We start from the raw sequence: 14,474 nt of genomic DNA, 5'->3' as shown, positions 1-14,474 counted from the left end.
TTAATCGATTAATGGAGATGGTATTGTGTTTTCCAGACTTGCTTTAAATAAATCAACTGAAAAAGGACAGTCTAATTCAATGGCTTTGTAAATAGCCTGTTTCGTAACACGATGTATTAAATCAGAAAAACTATATGGAATATCTTGATCTTGAATATAACTTACAATATTTTCAAATTTAGAACTATCATATTCGATATCTCTCAATATATATTTAATAACTTCATCTACTTTTTTTCCAGTCGGGCGTTCAAAAATTAAATGCAATGATGTCCTTCTTCTAACAGCTGGATCGAGAGTATCAACTCTATTTGTTATTAAGATAACTGCAAGATTAATGTCATCTTTTCGAATTAAGTCAATTTGTTTAATTAACACATTAAGACCAGCTCTATCTTCATGATGAGCTTGATTTTGTGACCTACTGGTTGCAATGTCATCTGCTTCATCAATAATTAAAATTCCAAATTTATCTTTACCTAATTTTCTTTTGGCTTGCTCAAAAGCTTCCGTTATTCTGTTTGATATTTCACCTACTAATCCACTACCTCTTATATTAGATGGTGTTTCAAAAACCGTAATTTTCTTCTCTAATTTTATAGCTAATGGAGTTGCGATAGATTGTGCAAGTGCTGTTTTTCCACAACCTACATCACCAGATAAAATAACCAAAGGAGTACCTGAATAAATCTGATTAACTATAGATATTTCCTTTTTATGGTGTTTCGATTGCCAATCCTTAATTTTGTTACTATCTAATAAAAGGGATAATGAAGAAAGTAAGTTAGATTTATTTTCATCTATTCCAATTAGTTCAGCATACTCTTTTTTAGAGTTTTTATTCGGATGGTCAATATTAAATAAATTTACCATGTTCCAATTTTACTTTGATTTAAGCCATATCCATCTTTAGAATATGATTTCAAAACTTCACGAGTTCCTGTTAAAGCACTACCATTTCCCCAACCCCATTCTTCTAATTGTTTATCTACTTCGTCAATATTTTCACTACTTCTATTGAGCTGTACTAATAAATTTACTTTTGTATCACTTGATAATAACCAATAATTTATTCTTCCGGAATCCTCATCGGAATGGATTTGACCACTCGATTGCACTTCATAATGTAATCCGCCGACTTCATTTCCTTCAGGAGTCTTAAATTGTAGTTGAAAATATTTTAAGGCTTCTTTATTTAATAAATAAAGAACATCCTTTTTAATACTATTAACTCTGTCTAAATTAATAAGTCCTCTGCTCATTAAACCTAACAAATCTTCCTGTACTTTGCCCATAACATATCTGGCTCTAGCTTCTGTATATGTTGATGATTCTGATCTCGTGTAACTTGTACTCATAATTATACTGTGTGATTTTTAAATGAATTACCAAAAATTTCAACTAATTGATCCATTGATTTAGAATCGTCATTCTCTAAATCGTACCTTATTATTCTACTCCAATTATCCCTTCCATCTTCTAACCAACTTGCCAATTCATCTATTTTTAATGAATTCCAATTCTTTACAACGTTATTTTCTAGGTTAACAGGATCCATAACAGTCCATAAATTATGGTCTTTAATTGGCGTATTATAATCTGTAAATAAAATAGGTTCTCTTGATCTAACCATATGTGCTAAATACCCAAACCACATAGCAAGGGTTTCTGCATAAGTTTTTTCTACTGACAATTTATCAAAAGCTTTGGCTGTCAATAAATTAATTAAGAAACTTGATGGAGAATTATCTCCACCCAATGTATAAGAATCATTTGCTTGTGAGTCTCTCCACCACTTGAATAGTCTTAAACATTCATTATATTTTACTCTGCCAACTTCATCATTACTAGCGTTAGTTCTTTTTTTTATAAACTCAACATGCTTTTTAACTGACGTTCTAATTTTTTCTCCGTTAGAACGTATTAATACTTGCTCGTGAATAGTCTCAGCTTCTAACATCGGAACTATGTCTAAATTTATTTTATCAGGAAATTTAAGCTTAATTGAACTTTTCGTTTTCTCTTTTTCTACGTTTGGATAGCAATCATCAACAATTCTAAGGAAAATATCTAATAAATTATATAATGCATAACCATCTTGATTATCTTGAATTACGAAAGGTAAATCAACATCAAGACCTTCTACTTCAGCATCACCTCTAAAGTGTCTTCTTAAGCCAGTTTTTGTAGTAAATGAACCTGCATTAGGAGTAGAAACTACAACTAAATTGTAGCCGTTTGATTCTGCCTTAATTTTAATGTTTTCTCGTACTTTGTTTGATCTTTCTTTAATTTCATCTCGTTTTTCTGATTCAGGTTTTACCCAATCAACAAAGGTCGTTATCTTTTTATGTAATACGCTATATGTACTTAATTCACTCATTTTTCTTTTTTTTATTGCTCTAAGTTTCGCATTGAAGAAGTCAATCTTTGTGCCATAAAAAATTACGCAAAAAATTAAGGATTAACAGTAAATATTATCGATGTTATTCAATAATTATTGTCATACTGTCAGGTATAATTAAAAATATATAAAGTATTGTCATTCCACACATATTACGCTTACCTCCTACGTCGTCGCATAAAAAGTGTTCTATTAACATTATAGAATAAACTTTTAGAATAAATTTTTTCAAAAAACTTTAATATTTACTTTCGCTTTTAACCAAAGCTCAAGTTACATAACGCGGGCCATTATAGTACAAATTACATGTTATACAATTTGATAGCTATAATTCAATATTATGTAAAATATCCCACAATGTGTCGTATTCACAATAAACGTTTGTACTTGGGTCATTAAACATTAGTATTTTACTTCTCGTATAAATTGAATATTCTGTACAATGGTTCAAGTTTTTTCAAATACGCGATTTATCAAGAAGCTTCAGAACTAAAAATTTGAACTATAATTAGTCGTTATGTAAAATATCCGCTGCCTATGCGCTCGATTGCTTTTTATAATAAAATTGCTCTTGCAATTTATTTTAAACACAATTTCCAACCGCATGCCAGCGCGATTTAAAAGCTAGCGTTTTGCTTCGTTAGAAAATTCGTGTATTCAATAAAATGTACGTAATAAAAAAATTTAGACGATTCTCGTGGATTGCCACAAGAGTATAAAATTTAAGAAAAATAAATTTCTATACACTTGTTATATGTAGAATTTAAATTAATCTTTTTTTTTATCTTTCATTATCTTTTGTCTTGAAACAAAAGAAACAAAAATTCAAGTCAGCATATAATTTTGGAAACAATTAACGGTTCATTCGCTATATTTTAGACTATTTAGCGTTAAGAAAATGTACGCAAAGTACATTTTTAGCTAAATACGATTTGAAGTAGCCTTTTAGTAAAGTGTTGTATCCAAATACAATCATCCACAGGATAATTACATTTGTATAGCCTAAAATATGGACGCTCATTTCTCCTATTGTTTTGACCAAAATTTTATGAGGCCAAGTTTAATATCGGAATTCTATTTTACATAATGTTAAAAATCAATCTTCCCATACAAGACTAATAACAGTATTGTATGCTGGCGTTATTATACAAAACTCATAAAAATTGAAGTCATTATCATTCTCCCAATTCTTCAATTCTAACCAAGTGGATTTCCATATAGGTTGCTTGGATTTTCCTTTCATATGGATTTTTCCTTTCTCAAAATATTCCATTGCTACAGAGTCTTCAGGTGGTGCAAGTTTAGTCTTGTCCATAATATAGTGCGGAAAATCATCATTTCTCATCCAATATTTTACAACCTTATTAAAAGAATGAAACAAACAAATAGGATGATCTCCTAACTCCAAATATTTAAAAGCAACAGAAGTAAGACTTGTTTTGAAATAACTTGATAAATCTCTTAATAGTTCTGGTGAAAATTTTTTACCTTTTTGTTTTTCATAAAAAATTATGCTAGGCATTAAAAGTTCTGATGCAAATTGATTTGCCTCATACTCTACTCTACCATTTCTTGCTTGTTTTTCCTTGTTATTGAACCAAGACATAGTTGCTTCATTATCATTGTGTATATCAATTCCTTTGTGCATTACTAAATGCCCTATTTCGTGTGCAATTGTGAATCTTTTTTTTTCTTCAAAAAGAATACCATCATTAATCTCAATAATTGTGTTTTTTTTTCCAAAAATGATACGTCCATCAGAATTGGTCATTGGTTTATGTATAATTGTACCACCTAAACCACTAGCAAATAAATCTAATGGGAAATCTATTAAATTATCAAATCCATTATCACATAATAAATCTCTAGCACACGCAGAGCCTTTTGTGTATTTAATCAGTTTCTCCATCTAATTCGTCCATCAAGTCCACTAAATTTTTACCTTTAATTATCTCTTTTATTTCTTCTTCAGTCAACTTATCTAAATTTCTGAATTGAACTGAAAGCTCTTTAGCTTCAATTAATTTTTTAAGAGAAGCAATTGGTTTATCAATATTATTTTCAATAGCTTCTTGAAATTTAGAAACAATAGTTTCTAATAAATTATCCGTTTTTTCTTTTATTACGATGGCTTTATTCATAAACTTAATCCTCTTTGAGAATTTAGATATTTTCTCATCTTCTTTTATTACATCTACTCCATCATCTTTTAAAGATTCTTTAATAATATCAACATCTAGATTTAAATAAAATTCTGTGACGCCTTTATCTATGTTATTCTTTAATTTACTCATGATTTTTTTTGTAAAATGTTCTTACGCCTTTTTTGCAAACGTTTTAAGGCATTGTAAATTTTGGCTACATCTAACTCAAGAAAATCAGCAATTTCTTGAGGTTTGAATATTTCATCACACCAACACTCAAAGATTAATATTTCAAGGTCAGTTGCTTCTGAATCTTTTAGTTTTTCTAAAAAGTCTAGTTTTTGTGTTTTGTAATCTATTTTCTGTATTGTTGTATCTTCAAATCCAACTTCATCTGAAAATACAGGGAGGTCTAATATATAAGATTCATCTATAATTTCTTCATTGGGAATTTCTTTACGTCTTTTTTGCTTTTCAATTGAAGCAGAAATATCACTTTTTAGTGACCCAAAAACGAAACCTTCAAAATCAATTTTATTTTTATCCCAATTTCTAACACCAGAAAGAGACTTTTCAAATACAGCGAATACAAAATCTAATGGTTCTAAACCATCATAGTTTTTTTTATTATATCCTAATTTGCTAATAGTAAATGCTTGCATTCTTCTTATCAAGCTATCTATATCACAATTTTTTAGGACTTCAGATATTTCATTGTTAATTTTTAACATAGAAGCGCTTTCTATTTATTATATGCTCATGGATTTTATTTTTTCGCCATGCATATGGCAAATTATGAAATATTATGAGCATAGTACTTATAGATAGCATTAATAATTTTAAAAAAAACAAAATGGCTAAAAACAAACCAATTGGAGACAACGCAAGAAAAGGAGCAGTAAAACAACGCTCTCAAGTACTAAACCCTAAAACAAATCTTTATGTAAAACGAGATACAGAAACTGGAAAATTTATGGACGTAAAAACATCTGGAGGTAAATTTAAAGGAGTTAGAAAAGAAAAATAATTTTAAATAAAAAAGTATGAGTAAAAAATTACAATTGAATTCTCAATTATATCCAGCAGATGTAATTGTAGCAAAAAAAAAAATGGATTAGGTAGAATACTTAATCATTATGTTGTTTATGTAGGAAACGAAACATTTATAGGAAACCTTCAAGATGGTGTTAAAGTTTTATCTGAATCAGAATTATCTGATTTATTAGTAGACTATGAGCCTGTAAGAATAAAACCATTTGAAGGTACAGATTTTCAAAGAAACCAAGCGATAAATAGAGCATATCATAGATTAGGTCAAAAATACAGTTTGCTAAATTTTAACTGTGAGCATTTTGCTAATTGGGTACAAAAAGGCAAAGAGAATAGTGTTCAAGTCAAAATTTTATTGTCTGTTTTGGTTTTAGGGTTAACATATAAATTAATAAAAGTTAATAATGGGAAAAGAAGGTAAACGACTTATAATATACTTTGTAATTCTCATTGTATCTACAATTTATCTTTTTGTTAGATATTTTGTTTTAACTAATGTTTCTGATTTTCACAAAGAAATACTTGTTGGATTAGCAGTAGCTGGTGTTACATCTTCTGTTGTTGGTTTTTATGAAATAATTAATTCTTATGGACGCTATTTTTGGAAAGCATTGAACTGTTCTATTTTTATTCCTAATAAAAAAGTATATGTATCATTAAGTTACCTCTTACGAATAAAACTTCACGGAAGCGAAAAGTATTTATTGGTAGGAGGTAGTAAAATTGATCAATATCAACCTGTTGGTGGTGTGTACAAATTAGTAGGTAATAAATGTATTATTAAAGAATGGGAAGCTGAACCAAAATCTGATAAGAAAAACCAAAAAGATTTACGCTTTTTTGTTAAAGCAAAATATTTGCCACAAATCATTAAGTGGTTTAAATCTGGGAAAGATAGAGAAGTTGGGATATGGAGAGAGTTTTTTGAGGAGCTTGTAGAAACAAAAATTGTTAGCAAAAAGAATTTCAGCACTATAAATGCTGAACAAATAAAAACTGTTGATAAACTACTAATTAAGGAAAACCGCTTTAAAGATGAAACTTACCATACTTTAATCTATAATATTTTCTCGGTTGAACTAAATAATAAACAGACTAAAGAATTAGAAAAATTAATGACAAGCAATTCTATCACAAATGATTACGCTTTTGTCACTAGAGATGAAATTGAAAAGGAATGCTTTAATAATAGTAAAACAAGAATTGGACAACATACTAAACACATTATATAAAAATGAATTTACAACAATATTTACATGAAAATGGTCTACAAAGAGAAGACATATTAACACGAATTGCAGTTTCGTTAGAATTAGATGAAACAAGAAAACAGAGAATGGAATCGGCTTACAATGCGGTATATGATATACTAGAAAAAGATGAAGTGTTTTTTTCAAAAGTTGATTTTTTAGTTTATCCACAAGGTTCAAAAGCAATAGGTACAACTGTAAAACCAAGAGGCAAAGAAGAATTTGATTTAGATATTACTGTTGAAATAAGAGATCCTTATTATAATTATACTTCATCAGAAATATATAATCACTTAATTAGAGTTTTAAGTAATAATGACACATATAAAGAGAAATTAGTTAAGAAAAATAGATGTGCTAGAATTGATTATGTAGGAGATTTTCATATGGATGTTCTTCCTGGTTGTATTGTAATTTCTGGAGATAGTAAAATTATGGTTCCAGATAGAGAATTAAGTTCTTGGACTTCTTCAAATCCAAAAGGCTATGCAAATTGGTTTACTCAAAAAGCAGAAACCATATCTAGTTCAAATTTAAATAAAGCATTTAGAACATTCTCCGCTTTAAATGAGGCAAAAGCAGAACAAGAAGAATTACCAAATGATGATGTTTATAGCAAGGAACCTCTTAAAAGAGCTGTGCAATTAACAAAAAGATATCGAGATATCTATTTTGAGAAAAACCCAAAACATAAAACTTCAAGTATTGTTTTAACTACAATTTTCGGAGAATTATATGAAGGAGAGTCTTCTATTTATCAAACTATAGATAGTGTTTTAAATAAAATCGTAAAACGATATGCAGATTATCAATATTTATTTGAAAGCAAAGGTGTATATAAAAGAATAAAAGTTTTGAACCCAGTAAATTCAGATGAAGATTTTACTGAAAAATGGGACAAAGAGAAAGAGTACTACAATCAATTTATTGCTTTTGCTAAAAGTTATAAGGAGAAATGGGAAAAACTAAAAAATGGAGATTTTGGAGTTGCTGAAGAATTGTTTGGAAGTGATAGAATTAAAGGAATCCTTACAGAGCAATTAAAAGAGTTAGCAAAAAATGAAGGGAATCAATTAGAAGCTGCTGGAGTAACAATAATGTCTGGAAATGCTTTCGTGGATAAATCAGGGAATGTAAACAGTTCTACAGGCTATAAAAGTAAAGAAAATAGAAATTTTGGAGATATTGAGTAGCATTATGAATAAAAAATATAGACCGCTAGATATAACAAAAGACCTCATTAGTGTACACATTCAGCAAAAGTTAATTGAGGATAACTTTGATTGGATTAAATCATTTGTTAAAGATGGGAAACTTATTGGAGGTGGGAAAATTAAGCCCAAAGGTTGCAAAAACAATTATGAAATAGTTTTCGAGTATGACCCAAACAAAAAAGGCAGAAAAGAAAACATTTTTGTGATAGATAAGGCAATTAAATTTAGGAAAGTTCCACATTTATACAATAACCATAGCCTTTGTTTATATCATCCAAGTGATTTGTCTCCATGTATGCAATTTAATTTTGTAGATACAATTCCTTGGATTTCAAAATGGCTTGTTACTTATGAGTTGTGGTTAAAATATGGTGTTTGGTTGGATAAAGAGTTTAAGCATTAATTTTTATTCCACACATATTATTTTTTCCTACTAAGTTGTTGCATAAACATCAGGACTAAAACTTTTTAATTAATTTATAAAATCGAATTCGTCTAAACTATTCTCATAGAAAAAAGTTTCACGATGAAAGTATACCGATTTAAAAATTCTTGATATTTGACCTGTCGTGAAATTGTCCATGCAGTTATCTGGTATATACCCCATGTAATTATCATTAGGATCATTCCCTGGATCATCTAAGCATGAATCACATGGCTTACCATTACAATCGCAAAATTCATCATAACAAACATTTTGAGCTGGTGTATCAGTAACTCTATCTCCCCAATAACAACCATTATTCGCAATATCTTTACAATCTCCTCTTCCATGAAATGTATGCCACAATCCAAGATAATGACCTACTTCGTGTATTAATGTTTTCCCTTGATTGTTTATATAATTTTGTTTTTCATATACGCCAGGAATAGTCCGACAATTTATTACTACATAATCATCATATCTACTTGAAGAATCATCCCATGGAAATGATGCTTCACCAAGTAGTGAACCATTATTTCTTCCATTTATTATATATAAATTCATATGTGTTTCAGGTTCTTTAGCTAAATCATAAACCATGTCATCATGCAATTTATCAGAATAAAATTTAGCACCAGAAACATTCCATTTTGTATTATTAATACTATCAATTGAAGTCAATTCAAATGATATATTAAATTTATTGAACTCATTGTTTAACACCTGAATTTGTTTATTTATTTGTGATTCAGTAACACTAGCATTAATAGACTTAAGCTGGCTATCATTTTTAAACATATAGCCAAAATTATTATTGATAACATGAACATGAATAGGAATATGAATTTTAGCCATTCCGAATAAAAAGAAACTATTTTTCTTTTCTACATTTGAAACAGGAGTTCTTTTTGCTTTCTTACTTGCTCTATCTATAGTAGCACATCTAACAATATTAGTATTATCAGTAGACGAAAAAGTTGTTATAGAATCCATATATTCAGGTAAAGCCACCCATTGTTTCAATGTTGTTTTTTCGTAATTCAAAATAGATTTAAAACTATTTTTTTGAACTTCAGATTTTTCTATTTTTGGTGATAAATCTTCTATTTCATAATTTTCAGAAATCGTGTAAATTTCTTCATAAGTAGTAGAGTCAATTCCTTTTAATTCAACTTTATTTATTTCGTTTTCTAAACTTTTACGATTTTCAGCATTCTTACATTGAAAAAAAAGCGTTAATACAAGCAAAAAATATACTAATTTTTTCATCTATTTACTTATTGGAAGTGATAAACCAGGAATAACAAATGTGAAGAATATAGCAGGTTTTCTTTCAAAAGTTATAACATCAGATATATCAGATATGTTAGTAGCAGCGTCACCTGCTTTTAAATCATTTTTTAATCCAGTTGCTGTCCGTAAGAAACCATAACCAACACCAAACCTAACCCAGTTTCTATAATTTACATTAGCGTTAAAGAAAAAATTGTCAAGTTTATCTTCAGCAAGAGCGAATCCAATTCCTGTTCCTAAAGAAAACTCTTTTTTTTCTCCCCAGTTTAAAAGATTAAGATTTAGCGTTGCACCAACACTAAAATTAAATTCTTCATTGCTAGCTTCATTAATTAATCCATTTTCAATAGAAAACAACTTCCCATCTTTGGATTTATGCATAAGTGCCATTGGTACTAACTCTAAAATTGGTCTTTTAAAATATGGTGTAAGTTCGATGGTAATTAATTCCTCTCCAGTTTCACGAATATTAATGTTTTCGTTTTTTGCTTTTACATTAAGAGTTATTTTATTTATTTTTGAATTTAAAGTAATGGTATAACTTTTAGTAGTACTTACATCATTTCCATACGAATTCTTAATTTCAATAATTCTATTCGCCAAAGTCTGGATATGATTATCATATAATTCCATTAATGTTAGTTCCAATTCAACCGTTTTATCATAGAAATATGGTGCCTCATCGCTTTTAACTTTATTTTTCCAATCCTCAACATATTTATTTAAATCTTCAATTTGAATCAATTCAATTTTTTTCAGTTCTTTTTGTGCATAAAGAAAACCTCCATTTGTAGAATATAATCGTGCATCGTTTATGTTTTTTGGTGTATCAGATGCTCTTATTATTTCATCTGCTTTCTTAATTGCCTCTTTAAATTCTTTAATTTTAGTTGAGTATAATGTTGGCCAATTTGTTGTTCCTCCAGATATTCTGGAACTTGCTTTGTCACCAGAATCAATTTTTAAATTAGTTGTTAATACAGATATAAGTCCAGTTATGTCTGGTGCATCAGGGTCAGTAATTTCTATTTCTTCATTATTAAATTCATAAGTGTATAATGCAGGATGTGCATTAATAACCTCAATCGTAATTTCATCACCTTGATGGTACGAAAATTTACTCTTTTTTTCATTATCAATTATTGTTGTTGTTCCTTTCAATCCATGGTAAATTTGAATTGTTTGGGAATAAGTAACAATTGTAAATAAAGTAATAAAAATTGTTAAAATAGTTGGTCTTGGATATTTCATTGGATTACAATTTTAATAGTTAATATCGTTACATGTAGCAAAGTAATCAGATTTAATAATTACTGAAATACCCAATAGCAGGTATTTTTGATTTGCTAATAATGCGCTATTAAAATTGCAAAAGGGAGAGGTTAATCACTAAATATTAATGATTGATATAAATATAAGAAAAATATTTCAATTGCCATTCCACACACATTTCACTTCTCTCCTATCCTACTTCGCAGAAAAAGCTTCGTAGGACTTGACGTCGTTTCGTAAAAAAAGTGTTCCATTAACATTGTAGAATAAACTTTTAGAATAATTTTTTTTAAGAAACAGAAGTAACAACTTTCGCTTTTAGCCAAAGCTCAGGTTACATAACGCAGGCCATTATAGTACAAATTACATGTTATATAATTTGATAGTTATAATTCAATATTATGTAAAATATCCCACAAAGTCTTTGTTTTCATAAGTAGCATTTGTAGTCGGGTCTTTAAACATTCGTTACAAGTACAATTAAGCCTTTGTCATAACTTTCATATTCTGTACAATCCCATACATGTTTTTTTAAATACACGATTCTCAAGAAACTTCACGTTTACAGATTTGTAGCTATAATTAGTCGTTATGTAAAATTGTCTCTTGCCAAAAACGCTCGATTGCTTTTTAAAAATAATTATGCTACGCAGTAATTTTTCTAAACACAATTTTCCAACGCTTGCAGCCGCACAAAAGCTAATTTTTAGATTTCTTCATAATTTGTAAATCCAATGTAATTCTCGTTGTATTTTTTTCTAATAACATATAAATATTTAATAAAGCGAATTTTCATAAAGTTCTCTTAAAAAACATGAGGTGTTTAAGTCTTGAAATAACACTTTATCGCTTCATAAATTTCTGAACCTGTTTTTCGTTACCTGATTGAATTTCAATAAAATACATGCCACTCGACAAACCTTCAACATCTAATTCAAACTCTAAACTTGGAACACTTAGAGCCTTCGTTTTTAATGGTCTCCCATGTAGATCATAAATAACTATGGCATCAAAACCTGCTTTACTTTGTATGTTCAGATGATGAGATACAGGATTTGGAAAAATCTTAAAACCTTTAGCATTAAACGTTTCTACAGATAAGGCACTAACAATTTCAGTTGTTGCTGTATTGGTTATAATGGCAGGGTTAAAATCGAAATAGATATCGGCCGTGTTGTAAAAAACATCACCTAAAACCACATTGGCTTTTGGTTTTATTCTATAAGCAATATAGCCATGAGAGTTGGGTTCATCAGTCGTGCTATCTGCTAGATTGATATTATCGAATACAAAGGCTACGTTATTTCCGTCTGTAATTTCTACGCGACCGTTATGACTTAAGCTCTCTAATTGCATGGTATCCCAATCTAATTTGTTTTCTAATATATTTTCAACTCGCACATTGATAGCACTTGCGTTTCCTGTATTTTGAAATCTTATCAAGTAATGTAAGTATTTATCTGCCTGTTCTATGGTAATTTCTTCTCCTTCTAAAACCGTGATATCATTTGGATCGTAAGAACCAATAACCCTTTGGCTTAAGGTGAATGTATTATCTGCTTCGTTATCATCTCCAGTTATGGGGTTGATAGTGACTGTAGATTGCAACACATTACCAATAGTTGTTGTGGGAGGAGGAAATACATTCATTTGTATCTCTATGGTTCTAGATTCAAATGGGTTTAAATTGGCATAATCGAAGGTTAACGTATTACTGGTTTGCGAGCTAGTTGTTTCACTAGCTGTTAAAAACTGTATTTTGGCTTCATTATATTCAAACGTTAAGGTTCCACTAGCTTGCGTGCTACCAAAATTGCGATACACTATTTGGTAATTTGTATTAAAACCAGGTCTAGGGTTGCCTGAAGTTGGTAGAACTGCAATGCTTAAATCATTATAGGTACCAACCGGTTCGATACAAAAATTAGCTGTATCCGTATTATTAGAGCCCACAAAGGTTGAATTGTGTTCCTCGGGTGTCATGGTAAAATAACTTGGTAACGTGTTAGGTACCGTGGTTGTAAAATCGCCAGCATTGGTAAATAGTTGATAGCTTCCATCGCTTTGGGTAAATGTTTCAAAACGATTAGGTCCATTATTTGTTTTTACTCTATAATTCTGAACTGGAACATCCATGGCATCACAGCCATTAGCATCTACATCCAATAGAATGGTGCCCGAAATTTCATTGCTTAAATCGACCACATTTTCATAGATGCGTACGTGACCAGAACCCGAGCCATTAGTAGCATTATATCTTGCACCAATAGCAACCTTAGAGCCATCTGCACTTAAACTCAAAGACCATCCTGATCCATCATAAGGAGCCTCTCCGTCCATATTTTCTCCTACTTGTAGCCAGGTATCCCCTGAATATTTATATACACGCACTTGACCAGAATTAATACCATTATCGTCATTGCGAGTAGCTCCTATAGCAACTATACTACCATTAGAACTTAAACTCACGGAATACCCTAAATAATCACCTTGGGCTTCTCCGGCTATTCCGGAGCCCATTTGTGTCCATACGCCACCTACATTTTGATATACATATACTTTACCAGCCGTATCATTTTGTCCAAACGCACCAATAGCAATAATACTACCATCTGCACTTAAGCTTACAGAGTATCCAAAAGCTGAAGCCACTCCTTCTCCATTGATATTGGTACCTATTTGTGTCCAAACACCATCTACATTTTCATAGATACTTACGAATCCAGGGTCATCACCATCGGAGTTATTAAAAGGAGAGCTAAAAGCTACTATATTTCCATCGGCACTTAGGATTACATCGCTTCCAATATAATTATCTGCTCCAACGAGGTCTGCCCCTATTTGTTCCCAGGAATTCCCTACTTGTTGATAGACACGTATTAAACTAAAAAGAGTTGCGGGATTACTATTATACTTTTGGGGGGATTGTATGGCTACGATGTTTCCAGCATCATTTAAACTTACAGTAGCATTTTTAGAGAGAGTACTATCTATAACATCATCCCCAAGAATATCTGACCCTATCTGCGACCAATCGCCTCCAGAAAATTCATATATACGTGCATAAATAGGGTAATTCCTGTTCTTAGCAAGAATAGCTAGTTTATTACCAGCCGCATTAAAACTGACGGAAATTCCAAAATCATCATTATATTCTTCACCTACTATATCTGTACCTTTTTGTGTCCACATGCCTCCTATATCCTCATAAACACGTACAAGACCTTTACTTTCACCAAAAGGCGAACCTATAGCTACCAAGCTGGCATCGGCATTTAAACTTACGGAATACCCTGAAGATTCATTTACTTCTTCTCCATCTATATCTAAGCCTGTCTGTATCCATTGGCTATGAGCTAGAGTTATAAAACTGAACGTGATGAGAATAAAAAGTAATGATTTTTTCATAGGTAGGTTTTAAGT

14 protein-coding genes are annotated in these 14,474 nt (G+C 30.2%); 5 read left to right on the top strand and 9 right to left on the bottom strand.

Annotated features, from left to right (window positions below):
- The 6 genes from ACVCXO_RS13010 to ACVCXO_RS12985 form a co-directional block, all read right to left on the bottom strand.
- A complete protein-coding gene (locus tag ACVCXO_RS13010; RefSeq protein ID WP_452230022.1) occupies positions 1-873 on the bottom strand; it encodes an AAA family ATPase in 873 nt (290 codons plus the stop codon).
- Positions 867-1,358: an HORMA-1 domain-containing protein gene (locus ACVCXO_RS13005; RefSeq protein WP_452230021.1), complete on the bottom strand. Its 492-nt coding sequence runs from the start codon at positions 1,356-1,358 to the stop codon at positions 867-869. Before ACVCXO_RS13005 ends, ACVCXO_RS13010 begins: the two co-directional genes overlap by 7 nt.
- 2 nt (positions 1,359-1,360) lie before the next feature.
- On the bottom strand, positions 1,361-2,383 hold the full coding sequence (locus ACVCXO_RS13000; protein ID WP_452230020.1) for a CBASS oligonucleotide cyclase: 1,023 nt from the start codon (positions 2,381-2,383) through the stop codon (positions 1,361-1,363).
- 1,117 nt (positions 2,384-3,500) lie between these two features.
- The gene (locus tag ACVCXO_RS12995) at positions 3,501-4,313 is read right to left on the bottom strand and encodes an ImmA/IrrE family metallo-endopeptidase (protein ID WP_452230019.1); all 813 of its coding nucleotides are present in this window, start codon (positions 4,311-4,313) and stop codon (positions 3,501-3,503) included.
- Positions 4,297-4,698 (bottom strand): hypothetical protein, encoded by a 402-nt coding sequence (locus tag ACVCXO_RS12990; RefSeq protein ID WP_452230018.1) that lies wholly within the window; start codon positions 4,696-4,698, stop codon positions 4,297-4,299. The genes ACVCXO_RS12995 and ACVCXO_RS12990 overlap by 17 nt, the downstream gene beginning before the upstream one ends.
- Positions 4,695-5,279 (bottom strand): hypothetical protein, encoded by a 585-nt coding sequence (locus ACVCXO_RS12985; RefSeq protein ID WP_452230017.1) that lies wholly within the window; start codon positions 5,277-5,279, stop codon positions 4,695-4,697. The genes ACVCXO_RS12990 and ACVCXO_RS12985 overlap by 4 nt, the downstream gene beginning before the upstream one ends.
- Positions 5,280-5,353: 74 nt before the next feature.
- Between ACVCXO_RS12985 and ACVCXO_RS12980 the strand changes: the two genes are divergently transcribed.
- From ACVCXO_RS12980 to ACVCXO_RS12960, 5 genes are read left to right on the top strand one after another with little or no spacing between them, the layout of a single operon-like run.
- On the top strand, positions 5,354-5,575 hold the full coding sequence (locus tag ACVCXO_RS12980) for a hypothetical protein (protein WP_452230016.1): 222 nt from the start codon (positions 5,354-5,356) through the stop codon (positions 5,573-5,575).
- A gap of 27 nt (positions 5,576-5,602) precedes the next feature.
- Positions 5,603-6,019, top strand: coding sequence for a lecithin retinol acyltransferase family protein (locus tag ACVCXO_RS12975; RefSeq protein WP_452230184.1), 417 nt, complete (start codon positions 5,603-5,605; stop codon positions 6,017-6,019).
- Complete coding sequence (locus ACVCXO_RS12970; RefSeq protein ID WP_452230015.1) at positions 6,003-6,830, top strand: SMODS-associated NUDIX domain-containing protein; 828 nt, start codon at positions 6,003-6,005, stop codon at positions 6,828-6,830. The genes ACVCXO_RS12975 and ACVCXO_RS12970 overlap by 17 nt, the downstream gene beginning before the upstream one ends.
- Positions 6,831-6,832: 2 nt before the next feature.
- Positions 6,833-8,041, top strand: a complete 1,209-nt coding sequence (locus tag ACVCXO_RS12965) for a nucleotidyltransferase domain-containing protein (protein WP_452230014.1) — start codon at positions 6,833-6,835, stop codon at positions 8,039-8,041.
- 4 nt (positions 8,042-8,045) lie between these two features.
- Positions 8,046-8,465: a hypothetical protein gene (locus ACVCXO_RS12960; protein WP_452230013.1), complete on the top strand. Its 420-nt coding sequence runs from the start codon at positions 8,046-8,048 to the stop codon at positions 8,463-8,465.
- Positions 8,466-8,534: 69 nt separating this feature from the next.
- On the opposite strand, the gene ACVCXO_RS12955 is transcribed toward ACVCXO_RS12960, so the two are convergent.
- The 3 genes from ACVCXO_RS12955 to ACVCXO_RS12945 all read right to left on the bottom strand — a co-directional run bounded on the left by ACVCXO_RS12955 (position 8,535) and on the right by ACVCXO_RS12945 (position 14,459).
- Positions 8,535-9,755 (bottom strand): zinc metalloprotease, encoded by a 1,221-nt coding sequence (locus tag ACVCXO_RS12955; RefSeq protein WP_452230012.1) that lies wholly within the window; start codon positions 9,753-9,755, stop codon positions 8,535-8,537.
- Complete coding sequence (locus ACVCXO_RS12950) at positions 9,756-11,030, bottom strand: hypothetical protein (RefSeq protein WP_452230011.1); 1,275 nt, start codon at positions 11,028-11,030, stop codon at positions 9,756-9,758.
- An 864-nt stretch (positions 11,031-11,894) separates the two neighbouring features.
- Positions 11,895-14,459, bottom strand: coding sequence for a DUF7619 domain-containing protein (locus ACVCXO_RS12945; protein WP_452230010.1), 2,565 nt, complete (start codon positions 14,457-14,459; stop codon positions 11,895-11,897).
- Between the last annotated feature and the right edge of the window lie 15 nt (positions 14,460-14,474).

This window comes from Lacinutrix sp. MEBiC02404 (genome assembly GCF_053601575.1).
This window is presented reverse-complemented; position numbering and strand designations above follow the sequence as displayed.

What these genes read in the sequence shown, in the direction of transcription:
- ACVCXO_RS12945 (WP_452230010.1), bottom strand. Translation starts at nt 14,459, where the DNA reads ATGAAAAAATCATTACTTTTTATTCTCATCACGTTCAGTTTTATAACT.
- ACVCXO_RS12995 (WP_452230019.1), bottom strand. Translation starts at nt 4,313, where the DNA reads ATGGAGAAACTGATTAAATACACAAAAGGCTCTGCGTGTGCTAGAGAT.
- ACVCXO_RS12960 (WP_452230013.1), top strand. Translation starts at nt 8,046, where the DNA reads ATGAATAAAAAATATAGACCGCTAGATATAACAAAAGACCTCATTAGT.
- ACVCXO_RS13000 (WP_452230020.1), bottom strand. Translation starts at nt 2,383, where the DNA reads ATGAGTGAATTAAGTACATATAGCGTATTACATAAAAAGATAACGACC.
- ACVCXO_RS12950 (WP_452230011.1), bottom strand. Translation starts at nt 11,030, where the DNA reads ATGAAATATCCAAGACCAACTATTTTAACAATTTTTATTACTTTATTT.
- ACVCXO_RS12980 (WP_452230016.1), top strand. Translation starts at nt 5,354, where the DNA reads ATGAGCATAGTACTTATAGATAGCATTAATAATTTTAAAAAAAACAAA.
- ACVCXO_RS13010 (WP_452230022.1), bottom strand. Translation starts at nt 873, where the DNA reads ATGGTAAATTTATTTAATATTGACCATCCGAATAAAAACTCTAAAAAA.
- ACVCXO_RS12990 (WP_452230018.1), bottom strand. Translation starts at nt 4,698, where the DNA reads ATGAGTAAATTAAAGAATAACATAGATAAAGGCGTCACAGAATTTTAT.
- ACVCXO_RS12955 (WP_452230012.1), bottom strand. Translation starts at nt 9,755, where the DNA reads ATGAAAAAATTAGTATATTTTTTGCTTGTATTAACGCTTTTTTTTCAA.
- ACVCXO_RS13005 (WP_452230021.1), bottom strand. Translation starts at nt 1,358, where the DNA reads ATGAGTACAAGTTACACGAGATCAGAATCATCAACATATACAGAAGCT.
- ACVCXO_RS12985 (WP_452230017.1), bottom strand. Translation starts at nt 5,279, where the DNA reads ATGTTAAAAATTAACAATGAAATATCTGAAGTCCTAAAAAATTGTGAT.
- ACVCXO_RS12965 (WP_452230014.1), top strand. Translation starts at nt 6,833, where the DNA reads ATGAATTTACAACAATATTTACATGAAAATGGTCTACAAAGAGAAGAC.
- ACVCXO_RS12970 (WP_452230015.1), top strand. Translation starts at nt 6,003, where the DNA reads ATGGGAAAAGAAGGTAAACGACTTATAATATACTTTGTAATTCTCATT.